The organism is Amphibacillus jilinensis Y1 (genome assembly GCF_000306965.1).
Classification (GTDB): domain Bacteria; phylum Bacillota; class Bacilli; order Bacillales; family Amphibacillaceae; genus Amphibacillus_C; species Amphibacillus_C jilinensis.
Genome location: NZ_JH976445.1, coordinates 4292 through 27528, shown reverse-complemented (window position 1 = coordinate 27528; position 23237 = coordinate 4292). Strand labels below are relative to the sequence as shown.

25 protein-coding genes and 3 tRNA genes are annotated in these 23237 nt (G+C 38.2%); 25 read left to right on the top strand and 3 right to left on the bottom strand.

All coding sequences use genetic code 11. The features are described from left to right. Position 1: 1 nt before the first annotated feature. From B494_RS0118190 to B494_RS0118170, 5 genes are all read left to right on the top strand, one after another. The gene (locus B494_RS0118190) at positions 2–964 is read left to right on the top strand and encodes an ABC transporter ATP-binding protein (protein ID WP_017473806.1); all 963 of its coding nucleotides are present in this window, start codon (positions 2–4) and stop codon (positions 962–964) included. Positions 965–997: 33 nt separating this feature from the next. Next, entirely contained in the window at positions 998–2641 is a 1644-nt protein-coding gene (locus tag B494_RS0118185) for an ammonium transporter (protein ID WP_017473805.1), read from the top strand. 388 nt (positions 2642–3029) lie between these two features. Continuing rightward, positions 3030–3275: a glutaredoxin family protein gene (locus B494_RS0118180; protein WP_017473804.1), complete on the top strand. Its 246-nt coding sequence runs from the start codon at positions 3030–3032 to the stop codon at positions 3273–3275. A gap of 63 nt (positions 3276–3338) precedes the next feature. After that, on the top strand, positions 3339–3692 hold the full coding sequence (locus B494_RS19770; RefSeq protein ID WP_017473803.1) for a YppG family protein: 354 nt from the start codon (positions 3339–3341) through the stop codon (positions 3690–3692). A gap of 144 nt (positions 3693–3836) precedes the next feature. Further along, a complete protein-coding gene (locus B494_RS0118170; RefSeq protein WP_017473802.1) occupies positions 3837–4667 on the top strand; it encodes an alpha/beta hydrolase in 831 nt (276 codons plus the stop codon). A gap of 304 nt (positions 4668–4971) precedes the next feature. Here B494_RS0118170 and B494_RS0118165 read toward each other — a convergent pair whose 3' ends face one another. Next, positions 4972–5838, bottom strand: coding sequence for a DegV family protein (locus tag B494_RS0118165; protein WP_017473801.1), 867 nt, complete (start codon positions 5836–5838; stop codon positions 4972–4974). Positions 5839–6617: 779 nt separating this feature from the next. On the opposite strand from B494_RS0118165, the gene cshA reads away from it, so the two are divergent. Then, complete coding sequence (gene cshA / locus B494_RS0118160; protein WP_017473800.1) at positions 6618–8075, top strand: degradosome RNA helicase CshA; 1458 nt, start codon at positions 6618–6620, stop codon at positions 8073–8075. Positions 8076–8229: 154 nt separating this feature from the next. Here cshA and B494_RS0118155 read toward each other — a convergent pair whose 3' ends face one another. After that, on the bottom strand, positions 8230–9000 hold the full coding sequence (locus B494_RS0118155; protein ID WP_017473799.1) for a rhomboid family intramembrane serine protease: 771 nt from the start codon (positions 8998–9000) through the stop codon (positions 8230–8232). A gap of 110 nt (positions 9001–9110) precedes the next feature. On the opposite strand from B494_RS0118155, the gene acpS reads away from it, so the two are divergent. The 15 genes from acpS to B494_RS0118080 all read left to right on the top strand — a co-directional run bounded on the left by acpS (position 9111) and on the right by B494_RS0118080 (position 22011). Then, positions 9111–9485, top strand: coding sequence for a holo-ACP synthase (acpS, locus tag B494_RS0118150; protein ID WP_017473798.1), 375 nt, complete (start codon positions 9111–9113; stop codon positions 9483–9485). A gap of 283 nt (positions 9486–9768) precedes the next feature. Then, positions 9769–11283, top strand: coding sequence for a bifunctional ADP-dependent NAD(P)H-hydrate dehydratase/NAD(P)H-hydrate epimerase (locus tag B494_RS0118145; protein ID WP_017473797.1), 1515 nt, complete (start codon positions 9769–9771; stop codon positions 11281–11283). A 55-nt stretch (positions 11284–11338) separates the two neighbouring features. After that, entirely contained in the window at positions 11339–12361 is a 1023-nt protein-coding gene (locus B494_RS0118140) for a LolA family protein (RefSeq protein ID WP_017473796.1), read from the top strand. Positions 12362–12613: 252 nt separating this feature from the next. Further along, entirely contained in the window at positions 12614–13729 is a 1116-nt protein-coding gene (alr, locus tag B494_RS0118135) for an alanine racemase (RefSeq protein WP_017473795.1), read from the top strand. Positions 13730–13900: 171 nt separating this feature from the next. Next, a complete protein-coding gene (locus tag B494_RS0118130) occupies positions 13901–14164 on the top strand; it encodes a CopG family ribbon-helix-helix protein (protein WP_033193738.1) in 264 nt (87 codons plus the stop codon). A gap of 4 nt (positions 14165–14168) precedes the next feature. After that, positions 14169–14519 (top strand): type II toxin-antitoxin system PemK/MazF family toxin, encoded by a 351-nt coding sequence (locus B494_RS0118125; protein WP_017473793.1) that lies wholly within the window; start codon positions 14169–14171, stop codon positions 14517–14519. A 193-nt stretch (positions 14520–14712) separates the two neighbouring features. Continuing rightward, positions 14713–15582, top strand: a complete 870-nt coding sequence (locus B494_RS0118120) for an RsbT co-antagonist protein RsbRA (RefSeq protein ID WP_026065324.1) — start codon at positions 14713–14715, stop codon at positions 15580–15582. Between the two features lie 4 nt (positions 15583–15586). Continuing rightward, on the top strand, positions 15587–15943 hold the full coding sequence (locus tag B494_RS0118115) for an STAS domain-containing protein (RefSeq protein WP_017473791.1): 357 nt from the start codon (positions 15587–15589) through the stop codon (positions 15941–15943). A 2-nt stretch (positions 15944–15945) separates the two neighbouring features. Further along, on the top strand, positions 15946–16347 hold the full coding sequence (locus B494_RS0118110) for an anti-sigma regulatory factor (protein ID WP_017473790.1): 402 nt from the start codon (positions 15946–15948) through the stop codon (positions 16345–16347). 19 nt (positions 16348–16366) lie between these two features. Then, complete coding sequence (locus tag B494_RS0118105) at positions 16367–17377, top strand: PP2C family protein-serine/threonine phosphatase (protein WP_017473789.1); 1011 nt, start codon at positions 16367–16369, stop codon at positions 17375–17377. A gap of 61 nt (positions 17378–17438) precedes the next feature. Next, positions 17439–17774: an STAS domain-containing protein gene (locus tag B494_RS0118100; RefSeq protein ID WP_017473788.1), complete on the top strand. Its 336-nt coding sequence runs from the start codon at positions 17439–17441 to the stop codon at positions 17772–17774. Beyond that, positions 17775–18251, top strand: a complete 477-nt coding sequence (rsbW, locus tag B494_RS0118095) for an anti-sigma B factor RsbW (protein ID WP_017473787.1) — start codon at positions 17775–17777, stop codon at positions 18249–18251. Continuing rightward, the gene (sigB, locus tag B494_RS0118090; protein WP_017473786.1) at positions 18223–19014 is read left to right on the top strand and encodes an RNA polymerase sigma factor SigB; all 792 of its coding nucleotides are present in this window, start codon (positions 18223–18225) and stop codon (positions 19012–19014) included. The genes rsbW and sigB overlap by 29 nt, the downstream gene beginning before the upstream one ends. Continuing rightward, positions 19014–19604, top strand: coding sequence for a SpoIIE family protein phosphatase (locus tag B494_RS0118085; protein ID WP_017473785.1), 591 nt, complete (start codon positions 19014–19016; stop codon positions 19602–19604). The genes sigB and B494_RS0118085 overlap by 1 nt, the downstream gene beginning before the upstream one ends. A 235-nt stretch (positions 19605–19839) precedes the next feature. Further along, a complete protein-coding gene (locus B494_RS0118080; RefSeq protein WP_017473784.1) occupies positions 19840–22011 on the top strand; it encodes a Tex family protein in 2172 nt (723 codons plus the stop codon). Positions 22012–22176: 165 nt separating this feature from the next. On the opposite strand, the gene cmpA is transcribed toward B494_RS0118080, so the two are convergent. Continuing rightward, positions 22177–22278 carry a cortex morphogenetic protein CmpA gene (gene cmpA, locus B494_RS20720; protein ID WP_017473783.1) on the bottom strand — a complete coding sequence of 34 codons (102 nt, stop codon included), beginning with the start codon at positions 22276–22278 and terminating at the stop codon, positions 22177–22179. Between the two features lie 69 nt (positions 22279–22347). Between cmpA and B494_RS0118070 the strand changes: the two genes are divergently transcribed. The 4 genes from B494_RS0118070 (at position 22348) to B494_RS0118055 (ending at position 23233) form a co-directional block, all read left to right on the top strand. Then, positions 22348–22794 (top strand): SprT family protein, encoded by a 447-nt coding sequence (locus tag B494_RS0118070; RefSeq protein ID WP_017473782.1) that lies wholly within the window; start codon positions 22348–22350, stop codon positions 22792–22794. 177 nt (positions 22795–22971) lie between these two features. Continuing rightward, positions 22972–23046: transfer RNA gene (locus B494_RS0118065), tRNA-Asn, on the top strand. 4 nt (positions 23047–23050) lie between these two features. Then, positions 23051–23141 (top strand) — tRNA-Ser (locus B494_RS0118060). 17 nt (positions 23142–23158) lie between these two features. Next, a tRNA-Glu gene (locus B494_RS0118055) sits at positions 23159–23233 on the top strand. Positions 23234–23237 lie beyond the last annotated feature (4 nt).

The window sequence follows — 23237 nt, the reverse complement described above, 5'->3', positions numbered from 1 at the left end:
GATGAATAAAAATCCAATTATGCAAATTAAAAATCTTAAAAAAACTTATAACGCTGGTAAAGCTAATGAGGTTCGTGCTGTCGATCATATTAGCTTTGATATTTATGAAGGTGAAACATTTGGCTTAGTAGGCGAATCAGGTAGTGGGAAGTCGACGACTGGAAAGCTCTTAATGAAGCTAGAAGACATGACGGATGGTCAGGTTATTTTTCTAGGTGAATCGATTCAAAATAAAAGAAGTCGTCAAGATTTGCTAGCCTTTCGAAAAAACATTCAAATGATTTTTCAAGATCCGTACGCCTCTCTAAATCCGAAAATGACAGTAAAGGATATCATTGGTGGACCGTTAGAGGTGCATAAGCTTGTAAAGAATCGTAAGGAAAGAGATCAGGTCGTTTATAACCTTCTGGAGCAAGTGGGGTTAAGTAAAGGCTTTGCTAATCGTTATCCAAAGGAATTCTCTGGAGGACAGTGTCAGCGGATTGGGATTGCACGAGCATTAGCATTAAAACCCAAATTTATTATTGCTGATGAAGCAATATCAGCATTGGATGTCTCAATTCAGGCGCAAATTGTCAATCTTATGCGTCAGCTTAAACAAGAAGGTAACCTAACTTATTTGTTTATCGCGCACGATCTGTCTATGGTTAAATACATTAGTGATCGTATTGCCGTCATGAATCGAGGTAAGATCCTTGAGCTCGCCACATCAGAAGATATTTATCACGTTCCTTTACATCCTTACACAGAATCGTTGCTTTCTGCGATACCGGAGCCTGACCCGGAATCTGAGCGTAATCGTCAGCGCATCGTTTACGATGAAGCAAAATTCACCTATGATCAAAATGATCCCAATGTAGGATTATTTGAGATTACCGACAAGCACTTTGTCTACTGCCATAAAGATGAAGTCAACCATTATAAACAGAAGGCAGAACGTTTGCAGCAGGTACTTACCGTGTAATGGCCGATAGCATTTTAAAGAGGAGTGATTAGTTTGGTCGTATTGCCGATAGCTGGTATGTTCAGCATCCTTTTAGCATTTATCTTTTTTACCATTGCCTACACAACTGATAAAAATAATAGTAGTTCAGCGTTCCACAAGCTGTTAGTAACAATTACTGCTAGCATAGCATTTGTTTTAGTTGGCTCCGGTTTATTGTCTGGGGATAACAGCGTAGCTACTTACCAATCACTTGGCTCAATCGGTGAGCACATGGGTTCGTTTTTTGGAAGTATAGCCTTAGTCGTAATTGCTGCCGTTATAGCTTCCTCTGCCATTGATGAAAGAGCCAAACCTGTTACTTACTTAATTATTAGCTTGCTAGTAGGTGGCTTGCTATGGCCATTATTACAGCGATGGACCAGTGCCTCAGGTTGGCTGGCGCAACTCGGCTTTCGTGACACTAGTGGTCTCGGTACGGTTCATCTAACCATGGGTGTCGTTGCTGGTGTAAGTGCATGGATTGTTGGTCCAAGGTTAGGTAAATATAATCATAATCGCGTCCAGGCACTACCTAGTCAATCCCTTTTCCTTGCATCAATAGGTGTCGTATTTGCTTGGTTGGGGTGGGGCTTACTTGCCTTGATGATACTCTGGAGTGACACTTTGGCTAACGCTGAACAACTTGGTCGTCTTGTCTATAATTTTTTTCTTATCCCATCAATTAGTTTTATAAGCACATCTTCCTGTTGTTATTTCTATTTCAAACGCTTTGACATGTCACTTATTTATAATGGTTTACTAATGGGGATTGTTGTTGCTTCAACTGTTGGTTCAGAGCTGTCTTTATTCGGAGCGGTCGGTGGTGGCTTACTTAGTGGAGCACTTGTCGTCTATGTTATTAGTTGGATCGATAAGAAGCTTAAGATCGACGATCCGATCGGCTTGATTACAGTACATGGCGTGGGTGGTTTGCTAGCTCTTGGTTTGACTGCTTTGTTCCCCGAAGGTGGATGGAGTGCTGGGTTCTTACAGCTCTTTAACCAATTACTAACAAGTTTTATTTTAATGGGTATCGCTGCTGTTGCCGCAGTACTAATCCTTAAGGTTATCGATATTATGATGGGCTTACGTGTTTCAGAGGAAGAGGAGTCTTTTGGACTGGACAGTAGTATTTATAGGTTACCTAATCGCTATGGTAGTTTATCAACAATAAATGTAGGTAAGGTGCCGAAAAAAGTAGCGCTTAACTCGTCAGGTTCGAAGGCTGTTGACAAGGTCCAGCTTGAGCTTGATGTCAAAGATTTAGCGCACGCAAACCCTGTACCTGAAATTGCCCCGATTAGGCGTTTTGAAATTCTGACTAGCCCCGATCGATTAGAGCGCTTAACGCAAGAGCTTAATGAAATCGGTGTTTCCGGTCTAAATGTTGCTAATGTAACAGGATTTGGCGTCCAAAAGGGTCACAAATCCTTCTATCGAGGGATAGAGGTTGAATCCCACTTCTTGCCGAAAATTAAGCTTGAAACAATTGTTAGTACGATCTCAACTGAAGTCATGTTACAGGCGATCCAACGCGCCTTGTATACGGGACACATAGGTGATGGGAAAATATTCATTTCCTCGATTCAAGACGTCGTTCGTGTTAGTACAGGCGCCACAGGGAAGGATGCTTTAATATACGTGCAAGAAGATTAGAAAAAGAAAGCTGTATAAAGGCTAGTTAAGTCACACCCATCAAATGTGAGTAGCGATTTGATGGGTGTTTTTTGCTTGGATAATGAAAAAAAGGGATAAATTTCTTTCTTGATCTATCTATAAAACAGACAATTTGTGACCCAATTAATAGGGCCGCTGTCCTATCGCCAAAGGATTTGTTGCTATCAAATGCAATATGTACAGTTCCGTATTCTCTCACTATGGATAGTATGAAATATTAACATAAAATGATGTTTAGCAATTAATCTAGAGGGTATAGAAGTAGTAGCTTTACTGGGTATTTACGCCTAGGATAAAGGTTATCACTTTCAAATTAGTGGTTTAGCAGCATGGTCAGTCATCATAGGCAGAGAGGGGTGTAATTGTTATGTCAGTGGAACGCATTGTCGTTTATGTCAGTAACCAATGTGAAGAATCAGATAAAGTAATCCGCTTGCTAGATGACATGGCGGTTAATTATGAAAAGAAAAATATAAGTGAGCATAAAGCTTATTTGAAAGAACTCCAACGCCTAAAGATTTATGCGACGCCTGCTATCATTATTAACGACAAAAAGATATTAGGTTTTCAAAAGAAGAAAATTGAGCAATTAATTCAACGCAATAGAGTATGAACGAATGAATCGCAAAGAGCATATACTATTTTAGCTCAGATTATTGAATAGGGGTGTTTTCTAATGCGATCAAGACGTTCAGAGTATCCGCCAAATTATCGTGTGCCATACTATAACTATCCGCAACCTGTTCAACCGAAGGGGCTTCCGCCTCAATTACCAGGAAACCAGCAATCATTTCCACCGTTCTTAAACACACCTTATTACGCACATAATAATTGGCCAATTCCACAACAAGGTACGGCGATGGGACAGCAGCCGCAATCGAATAAGGGGGTTATGGGGTACTTTCAAAATAATGAAGGGCAGTTAGATTTTGATAAAGTATTGAACACAGCTGGTCAAGTAGCTAATACTTACCAACAATTCACACCGATTGTTAAAGGTATTGGTTCATTTTTTAAAGGGGTAAGATAAAGACATAGTCTTGTCATCAAATGGCAAGACTATTGTTATACCCTCATGGCATGTTTTCAGATAGACCAAGCGAAATCACATTAAAACTTAGTCATAATATATCACGGATAACGGATGCGTTCTGATTCGCTCAACGAGTAATCAGTGGATAAAGAACGAACACCTCCACGGATTGAAGGTTCGTTTTATCTTGTGTTGGGAGCGATATTTCTCTCGAGACTTAAGCTAATGTTAATTTATGAAAGGGTGAGCGCTATTATTGGATGTTTATGTATACATGGATTTACTGGTGGCCCTCACGAGATCGCGCCATTAACTAATTATTTAAGCGAACAAACGGATTGGGTGTTAAGTGTGCCAACGCTACCAGGACATGGAATGAATTTGCAATTAAACACTGTTACTTATAGTGATTGGCTAGATGCAGCTGAACAAGCCTATCAAGAGCTAGCGGAAAAGACAACTACAATTTTCGTAATTGGTTTTTCGATGGGTGGAATGATTGCAAGTTATTTGGCGGCAAAGTATCAAGTGGATTGTTTGGTTATGCTGTCGCCATCTAGGAAGTATCTTAGCTTAATTAAAATGACGTTAGAAGCAAGTCAAGTGATAAAAGACCGTGTCATGGGGGAAATTGAAGATAATTTTACTTATCAACAATTTAAGCATAAAAGAGGTGCGATTCCACCTCGAGCTTATGTTGAGTTTTTGAAATGTATGCGTGCGACGCGTGATTCACTTCAGGCGATAAGTTGCCCAGTTCTTGTTTTACAAGGGATACAAGACGGTGTGGTTCCTTATAAAACAACACACTATTTAGATAAGGAAATTCCCGTTGATATTGACGTGATTTATTATGCAGATTCAAAACATTTAATCTGTTTAGGTGATGATAAGGATGTTGTTATTAATGCTGTTTTTAGTTATTTAATGCGTGAAGTTTGTGAAGTGGAAAATAACAGATCGGCCTTTTAAGCCATCTGTTTTGCCATCTTAGGAAAAGGTAATGGGTTCAGCAAACGCAGAAACCAGACAATAAAAACGCTTGTACTGCTTTAAAAGACAAAGAGCATACAATCTTTCTACTTGAGTGGTTAAAGCTAACCTTAAATGAAAGCAAGCTTTACTTTATCATGGATAAGCGTCCGTAAAACGTCTGTCTTAAAATGGAGCGTAAAACTCATCTTATTAGACGGGGGTAACGGACGCCCAATCTCCTGATCACTCAACGATCAATCAGTGGGATAAGAACGAAAATATCTACTGAGTGAAGATTTTCTTATCGTTCGCGAGGTTGATCACTAAAAAAAGACATGACGATCGCGCCTTGACCCGCATGAGCAGATATGACTGGACCTGTTTCTGCAGTAAGTATGTTTTCAAAATGATAGTCTTGGTTTATTTTTGTTAGAAATTCATCTAATCGTTCTTGAGCGTGGCAATGTGTTAACACTAACGTGTTGTGTGCTGTGTTTGACATGCATGTTCCAATGCTTTCAATAAATCGTCTAGTAGCTTTTTTATGGCCACGAACTTTTTCTAGTACTTCTATCTTCCCCACAGTACTTGCATGCAAAATAAGCTTAACATTTAATGTTTTAGCAACAGCACCTTTTACTTTATCTAAACGTCCACCACGGATTAAATTATCTAAAGTTTTCAAAACAAATATAGTATGCAAATGTTTAATCCGTTGTTCAATATGGGTAATAATATTAGTAAAAGATAGGCCTTCGTTTATCTTTTTTACCGTTTCACTTATTAATAGAATCATGCCCGTCGATGCGGATTTAGTATTAATAATAGCAATTTCTCGGTCAGGCTCTTCTTCTAAGAGCATATTTTTACCCATTTCGGCATGGTGATAAGCGCTACTTACACCGGCTGATATACTAAAATGGATAATCGATTGATCTCCTGGAATTGCTTTAAAGGCCTGGTAGTATTCATGAGGTCCAGGTGCTGATGAGCTTGGGAAGCGCTTGCTTTTCTCGAGCATTTCTAAAAAATTTGCAGTAGATAGTTGCTCTGATTGGTATTGTTGATCACCAAAATGGACAAATAAAGGAGTCACTTTAATCTGCCATTTGTCCTGCATTGCTTTTGATAAGTCGGCGCCACTGTCTGTTATGATTTGGATAGTCATTTTGTCACCTATTCTTTTTAAATTATGTAGAATTTCTAGAACGATTCGAATAATTAACAACGATAGCGTACTATGCATTGAGAACTAAATATCTGTCTTAATAGTAATGATTTAAGTATATTTTTGCAAGTAAGAAGGTAAGATAATAACAAAGTTGCGCCAATAAAATAAATTGGAAGAGGAGACAGTGAATTGAACAACGTTAATGGTTGCTATTAACCGTTCAATTCAAAGCACATAAGGCTGATTTTACATTAGTAATTATCTTGTTTAATGGATGAATGTATTTAATTTTTGTAATGGATTTTGACTCCTGTTAAGGAGGAACAAACACAGTGCTAGAATAAATTGCAATAGTGTGTTAAGATATAATAATCCATTGAATGCTCGTAAGTAAGCCTCTTCCATATGTGTGGAGGAAGGCTTTTTTCACGTTAATAGTAGCTAGAGTTCCGTGCGGTTTTAATTAGTTAATCGTTTTTGATTTGACTAATTTCCCAATAGAACTTTGGTGAATAAAGAATGCAATAGGCAATATCGTTAAACAATAGGTGTTTGAATTGGGCTATCAATAGTTAGGACGTTTGATAATGAAACGGACGGAAAAAAGCGCCTATGTTGCAAAATAGCCAATTCTTTTATTGATTATAAGTTAAGAAAATGAAGTTCTACATCAAGGCAAAATGTTGAACTTTGTCTACTAAAGTATAGGTCAAATAATTAACGTGTCGGCGCGCGCACATGATGAGATTTAGCAGAAAAAGGAGTTTGAGTAGAAATTGACAACATTTCAATCACTAGGTATTTCAGAACCGATTATGAAAGCATTGGAGAAAATGGGGTTTGAAGAAGCAACCCCGATTCAAGAACAAACTATCCCATTAGGATTAAAAGGAAAAGATGTTATTGGTCAAGCACAGACAGGTACAGGGAAGACGGCTGCATTTGGAATTCCAATGATCGAGAAAATTGATAAAAAGCAACGTAAAATACAAGGTTTAGTTGTTGCACCGACACGTGAATTGGCGATTCAAGTATCAGAGGAACTTCATCGTCTTGCTAAATTCAAAGGTATTCGAACATTACCTGTATATGGCGGACAACATATGGATCGTCAAATTCGTGCATTGAAAGAAGGTCCTCATATTGTTGTTGCGACGCCAGGACGTTTACTTGACCATATTCGTCGTAAAACGATTAACATCAGCCAAGTCCATACGGCCATTTTGGATGAAGCGGATGAGATGTTAAATATGGGCTTTATTGACGATATTCGCGATATTTTAAAGGCTATTCCAGAAGAGCGCCAAACATTGTTGTTCTCAGCAACGATGCCAAAAGAAATCCGCAATATTGCAACAACTTTAATGCGTACGCCAGAAGAAGTTAAAGTAAAAGCGAAAGAAATGACGGTTTCAAACATTGATCAAAACTTTATCGAGGTACACGAAAAGCAAAAGTTTGATTCACTAACCAACTTATTAGATATTCATGTTCCTGAGTTAGCCATCATCTTTGGTAGAACGAAAAAACGTGTTGATGAACTGACAGAAGGCTTGCAAGCACGTGGTTTTCGGGCAGAAGGTATCCATGGTGATTTAACCCAAGGTAAACGGATGAGTGTATTAAATAAATTTAAAAATAGCAGAATTGAAATTTTAGTAGCAACAGACGTTGCTGCGCGGGGATTGGATATTTCGGGTGTATCGCATGTTTATAACTTTGATATCCCTCAAGATCCAGAAAGCTATGTTCATCGAATTGGTCGGACGGGCCGTGCTGGAAAAACAGGTGTTGCTATTTCATTTATTACACCTAGAGAAGTACCACATTTACATCTCATTGAGAAGGTAACAAAGAGTAAAATGAAACGGATGCAAGCACCAAGTTATGATGAAGCGCGTCGTGGACAGCAACAAATTACAGTGGAAAAGTTAGCGCGTACGATTGCAAACGCACAATTGGAGGAGTACCGTGAGACTGCTAGCGAATTATTAGAGGAACATGATTCCGTAACGATCGTAGCAGCAGCGCTTAAGTTGATGACTAAAGAACGTCGCCATACACCGGTTACACTCTCTTCGGTTCAACCCGTTAGTGTCAAGCGCTCGAAAAATAAAAATGATAACCGCAAAAATTATCGTGGTAAAGGCGATAATAATAAGCGTCAATTCTCAAGAAAAGGTAAACCACAAGGACGTAATCGTAAATTCCAAAATAAACGTGGTTCAAACTAATAAGCGATAATTATATTGATATAAAAAGACCATTTCTTCAAAGTTAATGCTGTTAACTTCTGTTGAAATGGTCTTTTTGCATGTATAATCAAAAAACGCTGATTCTACTGCTTTTTCAGATGTGATCGCTGTTAAAAATTAAACGAAATAATGTTTATAATATTAATCCACTTAACACACCTAACACGGCTAAGATAACAATCACCCACCAAATTAAAGCACTTATATTAGGATTAACTCGAAATCGTCTCTTTTTCCAGCGATTGGGATCGAATTGTATGCCGTTATCTTTAACAACACGCCTACGATGGTGCCATGGAGAGAATGACCGAACACGACTTAATATAATTGGCCCAAGTGCAATTCCACCAATAAACCCAAACAAATGGGCAGCTTCATTAATCCCAGGTCTAAGAAAAGTCATAACTAAACCAATTAAACTAAAGATAATAATAATTTGCTTACTGGCAGGGTCAATTAAATCTTGACGGAAAAAGCTCATGTAAATGAAAAGTCCGAGCAATCCATATATTGCACCAGATGCACCAAGGTGCTGAGTAAGGCTATCTGTATCGACAAGGTAAGTGAAGACATTTCCCATGATTCCAGTAAACAAATAAACAGAAATAAACTTGAATTTACCAAGCATTTGTTCGAGTACAGGTCCAAAAATAATTAAGGAAAAAGAATTAAACAGGACATGGGTAATGCCAAATGGATGATGTAAAAAAATTGGTGTAATTAGACGCCAATATTGACCAAATCCTACCAAAATATTTGAGCCGACTCCCCATACATAAATGGTATCACCAAGTGTTGTATTAAAGAACATCAATAGCCAAATAATCATTTGAAGTCCAACTATAAATGAGACGACTGGATAAAAGCGAATAAAATCTTTGAATGACTCGTTACGAAAGAACATAATTAATCTCCTTATTCATATCTTTAATTAGAATCATACTTTAAAGCGGTCTGTTTTGACAAATCATATCATTATTAATCCGTCTATATTATACTGTAGAAAAGGATAGAATGAAAAAAGGTGATATGATGATAGTCGGTACAGGTATTGATATAATTGAGCTTGAACGTATGCGCGCATTGATGAAACGTAATCCAAGAATTGTTGAAAAAATATTAACATTAGATGAGCAACTTATATATAAACAAAAGCTTACACAAGCGCAAAAATGTGAGTTCTTGGCAGGGCGTTTTGCAGGTAAAGAAGCCTTTGTAAAAGCATATGGCACAGGGATCGGTAAAGTGCGTTTTCACGACCTTAGTATTCTACCTGAAGCTAGTGGTCAACCCAAAATTCTTTTTAAGCAAGCGCATCATTTCAAAAGCCATATATCAATTTCACATAGTCAAGCCTATGCAGTTGCTCAGGTTATTTTAGAAACATAAAATAAAACATCGATCAGTGAGCGGAGGGCTACAGGATGTAGGCCATGTAGACGTTGCCACAGGATGTGGTTTTAAGATGTGGCGATTTTAGTCTACGACCTTTCCCATCCGCTGATTGTCGTTGAGTGAACCAAGACATTAGCGTCCATTATTACCGACCTATATAGATTTATTCTACTCTAGTTTTGGATGGTTTACGGACGTTTATCTGTGATAAACGAAGTCGGTCGGCATAATTAAACGGACAAACTCATATAGTGTAGTGCGGGTAGGAGGGACCAAAATGAATAGTGTAACCGCAGAGGAAATGTACGAAATTGATCGAAAAGCTATGGAGGATTATCGAATACCTGGAGAGCTTTTAATGGAAAATGCCGGACGAGCTATTGTTAATCAATTGTTTGATCAGCTATTTCCAGAGATGAAGATTGTGGTATTAGTCGGCAGTGGGAACAATGGTGGAGATGGTTTTGTAGTAGCGCGCACATTACTTAATTGTGGTTATCGTGTTGACGTTGTTCAAACTGTAGCTAACGATCGAATAAAAGGTGATGCTGCTAAGCATAAAGCTCGATTGCTTTGTTTTGATTGTCCGATCCATAGTGTAGATGGTCAACAAGCTTACCAAGCAATTATTGATGAGGCGGATCTTTTAGTTGATGCAATGTTAGGCATTGGCTTCAAAGGTCCACTAACAGAACCATACCGAACGCTAATTAATCAAATCAATCAAGGAAAAGCCAAGGTTGTGGCTATTGATTTACCTAGTGGTGTACCTGCTCAATCCGATGCTTTTGATCCTTTTGCTGTCCAAGCAGATATGACGATTTGCATTGAAGCACCTAAACCGAGCGCGTTTATCGAGAAGTATGCAAGCTATTATGGCGTTTGGGTAGTGGTAGAGATCGGGATACCTAAAACACTAATAACGGCTAACGCTAAACAGGTGTGGACGTTGGATAAAGTAAGAAAGACGTTACCTAAACGGGCAAAGCATGGACACAAAGGTAGTTATGGAAAAGGCTTGGTTATTGGAGGTTCTAAGGCGATGCCTGGGTCGGTTCGCTTAACGGCAAAGGCAGCCCTGCGTGGTGGTTCAGGATTAGTTACTGTTGCGACATCTCACGAAGCTTTGCCTATTGTAGCCAATGACTTAACAGAGGCTACCTTTGAACAATGGTCTGTAGGTAACGGTGTATCTGAAACTGACGTTCAAGGTTTAGCTGATCGATTTGATGCATTGGTTATTGGGATGGGGATGGGGCGTTCTGAACAGACCTCACAACTTATACAAGCTATGGTGAAAACAAATAAACCACTAATCATTGATGCAGATGGGTTATACTTTGTCAAAGATTTATTAGATGATTTAAAGAAACGCTCTTCACCAACCGTGTTGACGCCTCATCCAGGTGAGATGGCTATGTTACTTAACCAAACCGTCGAGCATGTTAAAGCAGATCCCTTTCAAATCGCTAAAAACTTTTCGGAAACCTATCAAGTGTACTTGGTGCTTAAAGGAGCGTATACTATTATAACTGATCCTTTTGGGCGTCAAATAATTAATACTTCAGGTAATCCGGGTTTAGCTAAAGGTGGCAGTGGAGATTGTCTTGCTGGTATTATTTTAGCACAAATGATGCAAGAGCAAGCTCCTTTAATAGGGTTAGCAAATGCTTGTTATATACACGGGCTTGCTGCGGACATAGCTATTAGTGAGCGACATTCTACCATGGATTTGTTGGCCACGGATGTTATTGATCATCTTCCTCGAGCATTTCGTACATGCTTAACATAAGACAGCGGTTCATTCATTCCCTTTTTCTCTGACTAGAGTTAAAGGAGCTGAAATGATGAACAGAGTGATCAGGATGGGACTCGTCCTTCTATCAATCTTCATTATATCGGGTTGTGGTGAAGCTTCACAAGAGAAAGTAACTGCAGATATGGAGAAAACGATTAATGAGTTAACAAGCTATCAAACAAAGGCAACGATGGAGATGTTAACTGGAGAGACGACCCAACATTATGAAATTGATTTGGCTTATCAAGCAGGCGATTATTATCGCGTCCTCATGCATAACCAAGAAGATGAAGAAGGTAGTCAAATTATCTTGAAAAATGATGATGGTGTCTTTGTTTTAACACCAGCGTTAGATAAAAGTTTCAGATTCCAAAGTGATTGGCCATCGAATACGAGTCAACCGTATTTGTATCATTCACTTGTATCAGATGTCCTCAATGACAATCAAGCAGAATTCACGGTAACAGATCAGTATTATGTATTTAAAACACAAACGAATTATCAACATAATCAATCATTACCGACACAAGAAATCTATTTTGATCAAAAAACATTAACACCTTATTTAGTGAAAATATACGATAGTGATCATAACGTTGTTGTTGAAGTCACTTTTGAACCGTTTGAATTAGGCGTGGAGTTTGAAGCGGATTTCTTTGAAGTAGACGCAAATCTAACGAGTAGCTTATTCAGCCTTCCCGTCAGTGCTTTGGAAGGTCAATTCGAAAAAGCGGACTTTCCCATTAGTTATCCAACTATTGTACATGGAAGTGAGCTTGTCGATACGTCAGAATTTGATTTAGAAGATGGCCGTCGAGTTGTTTTATCTTATCAAGGCGAGAAAGACTTTACGATTGTTCAAGAAGTAAACACAACGGCGATGGTAGCTGTTCGTGAGCCAGAACTGTCATCAGGGGCGCCAGTTCATATTGGAAATACTATTGGTGCAGCGACTGATCAATCTCTGATGTGGTCAGAACAAGGTGTTGACTTTTATCTTGCGAGTGAGCAATTAACCCAAAGTGAAATGCTTGAAGTCGCTCAATCAATGGCCATACAAATGGAAAAGTGATGATTAAATTGAAAGCAGAGACCATTCATGGATCTGCTTTTATTTTTGTCTGGAGAATGATAAAATGCCTTTCTCGATTATTAATCACTAAATTAAACAGTACAATAACGTGTGTGCTCTGTCTGTCGTACCTAAACCGGTAATTAAAAGTGGTAAGCAATGTTGTTTGCGTTTTGTTGACACGTTGGGTTGAAGAGACGATAATGAATAAATAATATTGTTTACAATAAGATGATGTTGGGGGAAGAGATGATGTTGCCATCCGTTTATCGTCAATCATGGCTTTCTATTGATTTATCGGCTATAAAAGATAATATCAAGCAATTAAGACAACAATTAGCTCGTCGGACAGAAATTATTGCTGTAGTTAAAGCTAATGGTTATGGACATGGAGATGTACAAGTTGCTCAAGCGGCTATAGAGGCTGGAGCAACACGTTTAGCCGTTGCTCTGCTAGAAGAAGCAGTAAAATTAAGAAAGGCAGGCATTAATGTACCTATTCTTGTGATGGGATGGGTTTCGCCTGCACATGCTTCAGTGGCTATCGATCATGATATTACGTTAACGATCTTTCAAACAAGCTGGTTGGAAGCTTTTTATAATCAAAACTTACAGAAACCTTTATCGGTCCACATCAAATTAGATACTGGCATGGGACGATTAGGCATTCGTACCGCTGAGGAACTCGTCACGTTTATTGAAAAAATCGATCGTCAAGCGATTCATCTAACTGGTGTGTTTACCCATTTTGCTACAGCTGATGAACAAGAGCTCGATTATTATCAACGACAAAACGAACGTTTCGAACAGCAATTAGCATTGTTGAAATTATATTATCCGGAAGGTCTCGTGATACATACTGGTAACAGTGCGGCCGCGATGCGTCATCGTGCTGACATGTTTGATGCCGTTCGATTTGGTATTGGTATGTACGGCCTTTATCCTTCGATGTACATGAAAAAAAACCCCCCGTTCGAGCTTTATCCAGCTCTAACGTTACAGACGCAGTTAACACATGTTAAGCAACTTGATCCTGATGAAGGTGTAAGTTATGGTGTTACTTATCGTACAAAGGGGAAAGAATGGATTGGAACTTTGCCGATCGGTTATGCTGATGGGGTTCAACGTAAATGGCAAGGGTTAGATGTTTTGGTTGATGGTAAAAGAATGCCTTTGGTCGGGCGTGTTTGTATGGATCAATGTATGGTTAAACTAGATCGTGCATATCCTATTGGTACAGAAGTAACGTTTATTGGTAAACAAGGAAACGAACAAATAAGTTTAGAAGAAGTAGCAGAGCATTTGGGAACGATCAATTATGAGGTGAGTTGCTTGTTCACGTCAAGATTACCTCGATATTATAACTAACCTAGCACAGAAAAAGGCAAACTTACTTTGTTTAACAATATTTAACTATTCTAAAAATAATTCAGAAAACGAGTAAATATGCCTTTGCAAGTGGGTTTGACAATGATATGATAAAAGGGACGAAAATAATCGGCTGTAATTGTGGTGGAGGTGTAAGGTTTGTCAGCTAACATGCAAGAAATTGTTGTGCGTTTACCAGAAAACCTATTAAATGAGGTGGATGGTCTCATGAAAGAAGAAGAAAGTAACTTAAATGATATCATTATTCAAGCAACAGAATCTTACGTGCAAGAGAGAAAAGAGCAACATATCCGTGAATCCATGCAAAGAGGTTATATGGAAATGGCCAAGATTAATTTAAATATCGCTTCAGAATCTTTTTTAGCTGAAGAGGAGGCAGAAATTACCCTAGAGCGCTTAGTGAGCGGGGTGTGATGCTTTGATCGTTAAAAGAGGCGAAGTTTATTTCGCTGATCTTTCTCCAGTTGTTGGCTCAGAACAAGGAGGGGTTCGTCCGGTATTGGTTATTCAAAATAATATTGGCAACCGCTTTAGTCCAACTGTTATCGTTGCTGCTATCACTGCCCAAATTCAAAAAGCGAAATTACCAACGCATGTTGAAATAAAAGCTGAGAAATATGGGTTTGAGAGGGATTCAGTTATTTTATTGGAACAGATTCGAACGATTGATAAGCAAAGGTTGACAGATAAAATCACTCAATTAGATATTCATATGATGGACAAAATTGACAAAGCCTTAGAAATTAGCTTAGGCTTAGCAAATATTTGAAATTAAAGATAAGAAGCGCTTGTAAATTGCTTAAACAAGCGCTTTTGTTGTCTTTTCATATAGGCTAGCTGATCTTGAGGCGCTCAGGGTAGTAATTTGTTGTTTAAAATGATAAATTAAGAGGTATACATAACGAAATTTGTATCTTATTGAAGACATTTATCACGAAAAAAATGAAAAGGTGGTCATTATTTTGCCGAACCGTGTTAATAAAATTATTATGGAAAATAGTGATGTAATTATTAAAAATTGGTTAGAGCTTGTTTCTGAGAAACGAAAAAATGATTATACGTCAACGATCTCAGAAGAATTGTTTCAAAGTACGAATAGGGAATTTGTCAATGTTATTTTTAATAGTTTAGATGAGCAAGGGCTAACGAAAGATTTAGAAGATTTTTCTGAAAGACTTGTTAACTTAGGATGGCCGCTATCTTATCTGACCGATGGATTACATACCTTTCGTCGTGTTGTCATCGATTTTGTACTTGCGCAAAGTGAGAAAATTGATACAGATTTTTTCTCAATTATCTTAGATAAAGTCGACAGTTGGGTTGATCCCATTATAAATAAATTGGTCAATGAGTATTCAGGGAGCTGGGAACATACCGTATCCCTTCAGCGTGTGGCGTTACAAGAATTATCTGCACCGCTTATTCCGGTGATGCGCAATATAACGATTATGCCATTGATCGGAACGATTGATACCGAGCGGGCTAAGTTAATCATGGAGAATTTATTAGAGGGTGTAATAAAACATAATTCCGAAGTTGTATTAATTGATATAACCGGTGTACCCGTCGTTGATACAATGGTTGCCCACCATATTATTCAAGCTGCAGAAGCCGTCCGACTCATCGGTTCAACATGTATATTGGTAGGTATTCGACCTGAAATTGCCCAAACCATTGTTAATTTAGGGATTGATCTAGGCAAATTCCCAACCAAGTCTTCGTTGAGAAAAGGCTTTGAAACAGCATTGGCAATAACAGGAAGGTCAATCGTTAAAGAGAAGGATCATAGTAAGGAAGTGCAAGAAATCATAGGATCATTAGAAAAGGAGTGATGATATGCGGATCCCAATTTTAAAGCTCCATAATTACTTGCTTATTTCAATCCAAATTGATTTGGATGATCAAACAGCTATTCAATTTCAAGAGGATTTATTAAATAAAATTCATAAAAGTGGAGCAACAGGTGTCGTCATTGATCTAACCTCTGTCGATATCATAGACTCTTTTATAGCAAAAGTCCTTGGAGATGTCGTAACGATGTCTGATTTGATGGGAGCTAAAGTGGTGTTAACTGGTATTCAACCTGCAGTAGCTATGACACTGATTGAACTAGGTATACATTTACAAGATGTGCAAACAGCATTAGACCTAGAGCAAGGGTTGATTAAACTTCGCCAGGAACTGGAGGGATGATTATGGGTTTCAATCCCTGCGTTAATATTAGGAAAGAGTGGGACATTGTAGGTGCTCGTCAACTAGGAAGAGAACATGCCAAAGAGCTGGGTTTTGGAACGGTTGACCAAGCAAGAATTGCTACGGCGATATCTGAATTAGCAAGAAATATTTATTTATATGCAGGAACGGGTAAGGTTTGCTTTGAAATCATCAATCAACTAGATAAAAAAGGGTTAAAGATTATAGCGGTTGACAAAGGGCCGGGCATCAGAGATATTAGTCAAGTTATGCAGGATGGCTACTCTACATCTGGTGGTCTTGGTGCAGGTTTGCCAGGGGTAAAACGCTTAATGGACCATTTTGAAATTCGCTCGGATAGTGGTGAAGGGACAGAAATTGAAGCGATAAAGTGGGTTAGATAATCGATTAAGGGGTGTGCTAATGGAATCAGTTAAGCTTGATTTAGAGAATTACCGCAAACTATTAAAAGAATATTTACTAACAAACGATGAAACAGCCCTATATCAAGCCGAACAATTTAGTAAATTATCTGTGCAACATAACATCTCGCCGGAAGAGATTATACATGTGCACATCGAAGCTTTGAAAGAGTTATATCCAGAGTTGCCAAGAGAAGTTAGTGACTCATTAAATTTTCTGTTAGAAGCGATGATTTCATATGGATTAGCCTTACAGGAATACCAATTTCTAAGAGCGAAGCAATCAGAATTAGAATCTGAAATATCTGTAGCAGCAAGTATGCAAAAAACATTACTTTCTACGGTTAAACCTGATATTAAAGGTCTGGAAATTGGCGCAGTCAGCGTGCCTGCTAACAGCATGAATGGTGATTATTATCATTTCGTGACAGATAAAGAAGGAACACTCGGTATTGCCTTAGCAGATGTTATTGGCAAAGGGATTCCAGCAGCACTTGCGATGTCGATGATTAAATATTCTATGGATAGCTTCCCGGAGAATCAACGGCAACCGAGTATGATTCTTGAAAACTTAAATCGTGTGGTGGAACGAAATGTTGATCCGAGTATGTTTATCACGATGTTTTATGGATTATATAATCCAGAGAGTGAAACATTCTCTTATGCCTCTGCTGGCCATGAGCCAGGGTTTTATTATCATGCAAGTGAGGGTATGTTTGAAGAGATCGAAGCGCGCGGTCTCGTATTAGGTGCAACAGAACATACCACATACCAACAATTTGTTAACCATATAAAAAAAGATGATTGCATTATATTACTCACAGATGGTGTGACAGAGTGTCGAGTGGGCGATCGTTTTATTGAAAGAGACGAAGTGCTTCAAGTCATTAAGGATTATATTCACTTACCGGCTCAAGAAGCGGTTGACTCTGTATTTAAATATTTTGAACGTTTACAAGATTTTCATTTAAGAGATGACTTTACTTTGATCATTATTAGAAAAAAAGTTTAGTCTTTTTGTTTTAGGGAATACATAACTAATTGACTTTGACTAGGTGGAAGGAAGGAAATTCATGAATATCAATTTAGATGTAGAAATGATTGAACAGGATAATATGACAACACTTGTTCTTTCTGGAGAAATTGATGCATACACAGCTCCGGTATTGAAAGAAGCGTTACTCCCTTTAACGAAACAACCAAATACAGAGATTATCGTTGATTTAGAAAAGGTGAATTATATGGATAGCACAGGTCTCGGTGTGTTTATTAGTGCCTTAAAATCCTCTAAGGAACATTCGACATCGCTTAAATTGATTCAACTTCAAGATCGTGTTCATCGCTTATTTAAAATTACGAGCTTGGACAGTATTATTACGATTGATACAACAGTGCGGGGTGGGAACTAAATGGAACACTTTGATTTTATTGAAATGAAACTACCGGCAAAGCCTGAATACGTAGGTGTTATTCGCCTTAGTATATCAGGGATTGCTAATCGAATGGGCTTTACTTATGAGGAGATTGAAGATTTGAAAGTTGCCATCTCAGAAGCGATGACCAATGCGACCACGCACGCATATGAAGATAATGAAGAAGGGGAAGTAACAGTTGGATTCGGTATTTATCAAAACCGCCTTGAAATTATGGTCGCTGATCATGGTGGCAGCTTTGATTTGAATGAAATAAAAGCTGGTACTGGCCCATATCAGCAGAATGAAGAAATAGAAAGCTTAAGAGAAGGTGGCTTTGGGTTATTTCTAATTGATGCGCTAATGGATAAGGTAGAAATTAGAAATGATTATGGCGTGATTGTTTTAATGACTAAAAATCTCTCCATAAATGAGGTGGACGTAGATGACGACCAAATCTCAACCACACAATAAACGTGGGGATGAGATTTACCAATGGATACAGCACCTACAGCAAAATCCGCAAGATGAAGAGATCCAAGAGAAGATCGTCTTAACGTATCAAGATCTTGTTCATTCGATAGCTAGAAAGTATGCAAAGAATAGCTCAATTCATGAAGATCTTGTCCAAGTGGGGATGCTGGGATTATTAGCTGCGATCAGAAGGTATGATCCGACATTAGGTAAATCGTTTGAATCATTTGCAATTCCCACTATTATCGGAGAGATAAAGCGATTTATTCGTGATAAAACATGGAGTGTCCATGTTCCACGCCGTATTAAGGAATTAGGTCCTAAGATTAAAAAGGCAACTGAATATTTAACAACAGTTAATCAACGTTCTCCATCTGTGCAAGATATTGCTGAACATTTAGATGTGAGCGAGGAAGAAGTTTTGGAAACGATGGAAATGGGACAAAGCTATAAGGCATTGTCAGTCGATAAAAAAATAGAAGCGGATTCTGATGGAAGCACCGTCTCTATTCTTGATTTAATTGGAAATCAGGATGAAGGGTTTGAAAAAACAGATATTCGTTTGTTATTAGAAAAAGTATTACCGATTTTATCTGAACGTGAACAAAAAGTTTTACAATATACTTATTTTGAAAATAAAAGTCAAAAAGAAACAGGGGATTTGTTAGATATTTCTCAAATGCATGTTTCTCGTATACAGCGACGCGCTTTGTTAAAGCTAAGAGAGGCTCTACAGGCTGATGGTATAGGGGTTAACGACTAATGGTAGACACGAAATATGTTGACATATCTGTTTATCAAAAAGCTAAAGCAGGTAACTATTATTGTGGGGATAGTTATTATTACTATGAAAATGATGACTTTTTTATCTGTGCTTTAGCCGATGGGCTTGGTAGTGGTGAGTTGGCTAAAGAGTCTTCTCAAGCGGTAATGCATGTGATTGAGGCTAATCCCTTAATGGATACTAAGCAAATTGTACAAGCGAGTAACCAAGCTTTAATAGGTAAGCGTGGTGTGGTATTAGGTGTACTAAAGATAAGTTTTAAAGATCATTATTACACTTATGCTTCAATTGGCAATATTGGTTTAATGACCATTACCTCAGATACCATTAAAAGCCGCAACATACCGATGTCAGGATATTTAGGTGTTTACGCTCGAACGATGAAAGAAGTGAGGGAACCATTAGAGAGAGGAACCATGTTTGCCTTATTTTCAGATGGTATTGTATCAAGAGATTTATCTCACACTTTATTTCGCCAAAAGGATGTCCAAGATATTACTTATGCTTTTGCTGAAAAGATGAAACAAGTACGAGATGATGATACGACTTTAATTATTATAAAATATTAGCCAGAACTCTATGATTTGATTAAGAATCATAGGGTTCTTCTAATGTTAAAGGTTAAAATGTTAGTCAGATTATCGTTAACTTAATTGACAATTGGACAGGTCGTCTGTTTTTCATCTATACTTAAAGGGCTGAGATCAAATACGTTAGAAAAATATAAAATTCAATTAAACCGCTGGCAAACAATGCAGTCAACATTTTAAAGCGTCAAGTATTAGGAAGTTGGAGGAATGCAGTATGGAAGACCAAGTTAATCAAGTACATATTATTGAGACCGTTTCAAGCCGAGTTAAAGTAAATACAGCAACAGTTAAACAGGTGATTCATTTATTGCAAGAAGGAAATACTGTTCCATTTATAGCTAGGTATCGTAAAGAACAAACGGGTGGTTTAGATGAAGTTCAGATTAAAGAGATAGAAGATCAATGGCAATATGGCGTTCAACTGGCTCAACGGAAAGAGGAAGTTATTCGACTGATAGATGAACAAGGTAAGCTAACGCCTGAATTGAAACAAAATATTGAAACAGCAGAGCAATTACAACGAGTTGAGGATTTCTATCGCCCATATAAACAGAAGCGACGTACGAAAGCGACGATCGCAAAGGAAAAGGGATTGGAACCATTAGCTGAGCTGATTTGGAAGCAATCGATCATAGACTTAGCTAAAGAAGCAGAAGCCTACCTTTCTGAAGACAATGCGTTACTAGATACTGATCAAGTTTTAGCGGGTGCCAACGACATTATAGCAGAATGGATTGCTGACGAAGCCTCGTATCGAGATTACATCAGGAAACAAACGTTTACACATGGAAAGCTCCAAGTTAAACGAAAAAGCAATGACAATGATGAGAAGGGTGTCTATGAAATGTATTATGAATACGAGGAAGCGATTAAGTCAATAGTCGCCCATCGTATTCTGGCCATGAATCGTGGCGAAAAAGAAGATGTACTTAAAGTGAGTGTTGATGCTCCGCTTGATACGATATTAACATTTTTAAAACGCAAAATTATTCGCCACAGCACATCTGAAGCAGCCCAAGCCTTTTTAGCTGAGGCGATCGCAGACAGCTATAAGCGCCTAATTCAACCAGCAATAGAACGAGAGGTTCGTGCTTCATTGACGGAATCAGCCGAGGAACAAGCGATTGAGATTTTTTCAAAAAATTTAAAGAATCTTTTATTGCAGCCGCCTTTAAAAGGAAAAATGATTTTAGCAGTAGATCCTGCTTTTCGTACCGGTTGTAAGTTGGCCATAGTGAATGAAACGGGGCGTATGATCGCTGTTGATGTTATCTATCCGACGGCACCCAAGAATGATATTGAAGGTGCAACGTCGAAGGTTCGATCATATGTTAAGCAGTATAATATTGAGCTAATTGCGATTGGAAACGGGACAGCTTCTCGTGAAACAGAGCAATTTATTGCAAATGTGATTGAGCAAGAAAAGTTAACGATACCATATATCATCGTTAATGAGGCAGGTGCTAGTGTATATTCTGCATCAAAATTAGCCCGGGAAGAGTTTCCGGATTTGCAGGTAGAAGAGCGGAGTGCTGTTTCAATTGCACGCCGTGTTCAAGACCCATTAGCGGAACTTGTTAAGATAGACCCGAAATCAATTGGCGTTGGGCAATATCAACATGATGTGAGTCAAAAAAGATTAAATGAATCTTTAAAATTTGTCGTGGAAACAGCAGTAAATAAAGTCGGTGTTAATGTAAACACAGCCTCAATCTCATTACTGCAGTATGTATCAGGGTTAAGCAAAGCTGTTGCTAATAACATCGTCAAACAACGTGAGGATATTGGGAAATTTAGTTCGCGGAAACAATTAAAAGATATACCTCGCCTAGGACAAAAAACATATGAACAGAGTATTGGTTTTTTGCGGATTAATGATGGAGAAGAACCTTTAGATCGAACACCGATTCACCCAGAGAGTTATCAAGCGACAGTGACCTTACTGAAAATGATTGAGTGCACGAAAACAGATTTAGGGACACAAGCATTGCAAGACAAGTTAGCCACACTTGAGCTTGATAAAGTAGCAAAAGAGCTAGGTATTGGTCAGTTGACACTACAGGATATTATTAAAGCGTTAAGTAGTCCCGAACGTGATCCGCGCGATGATTTGCCTAAACCATTATTAAAGAAGAACGTTTTAACAATGGAAGACTTAAAGCCGGGTTTGGAGTTACAAGGAACCGTGCGCAATGTTGTTGATTTCGGTGTTTTTGTTGATATTGGGGTTAAGCAAGACGGCTTAGTTCACATTTCTAAAATGTCAAATCGTTTTGTAAAGCATCCAATGGATATAGCATCGGTCGGTGATGTTATTACGGTTTGGGTTGATCAAGTTGATTTACAAAAAGAACGGATCGCATTAACCATGGTGAAAAATGATTAAATGATTAAAGGCATCGCCAAGATGCCTTTAATGATATTCGGTGTAATAAGGCGAATGTTCAATACTGATTAGCAAGTTGAGTAAATTAAAACACAATCGCCTTTACCTTCCGTTTAAGTATAGTTGTTTCTCTGCTCGCTATTTCGTGGCGGATGTTAAGGGTGGTTATCTACGGTAAAAAAACCAACATTGATTTAATAAAATAATTTGGTTAATATCTTTTTGTTTAAATGCAAAATTCAACTGTTTTTTTAACCAAGTCGGCATATTCATTCCTCCCTGACTAAATCTCTGGTATGATAGCATATGAGAAAAGTAAAAATGGGGAACTGTACAATGAATGATATGAATCTTCAACAATTAGTCGAGCGTTTATCACAGGATCATTTCAACAAACCTTTTTTTGATGAAGCGATCTTTAATTCACGCTTAAGAACTACTGGGGGAAGATACTTACCTTCTGAAAGACGAATTGAGATAAATCCCAAATATTTTGTTGAATTGGGTGAAAAAGAACTTATTGGGATCATTAAGCATGAATTATGTCATTATCACCTTCATATTGAAGGGAAAGGGTATCGGCATGGAGATTTAGAATTTAAAGCATTATTGCAGCAAACGGGCTCGCCAAGACATTGTCAAATGTTACCTTCGGCAAGAAAGTCGTTTTATTTGTATAATTGCTTACAGTGTGGTCAATTGTATAAGAGGAAGAAACGAATCAATATTGAACGGTATAGGTGCAGTCGATGCAAGGGGAGAATTGATTATGCCAATTTATAAAAAACAGTTGACGCTAGTCTAAGTTCATGGTATTTTATTTTAGGTCACTTAATTTACAGTGTATTAGAGAGCTACATAAAGCAGTTAAATATTATTTTAAAATTGATTAGATACTATTGACAGTTTCTTTTAAATATAGTATAGTTTTTATCGTCGCTAATATAAATTAGCACTTATTCCACAGTAGCTCAGTGGTAGAGCAATCGGCTGTTAACCGATCGGTCGTAGGTTCGAATCCTACCTGTGGAGCCATAATGGAGAAGTACTCAAGTGGCTGAAGAGGCGCCCCTGCTAAGGGTGTAGGTCGTGTAAGCGGCGCGAGGGTTCAAATCCCTCCTTCTCCGCCATTTTATTTTTGTAAATGGGCCCGTTGGTCAAGCGGTTAAGACACCGCCCTTTCACGGCGGTAACACGGGTTCGAATCCCGTACGGGTCACCATCTT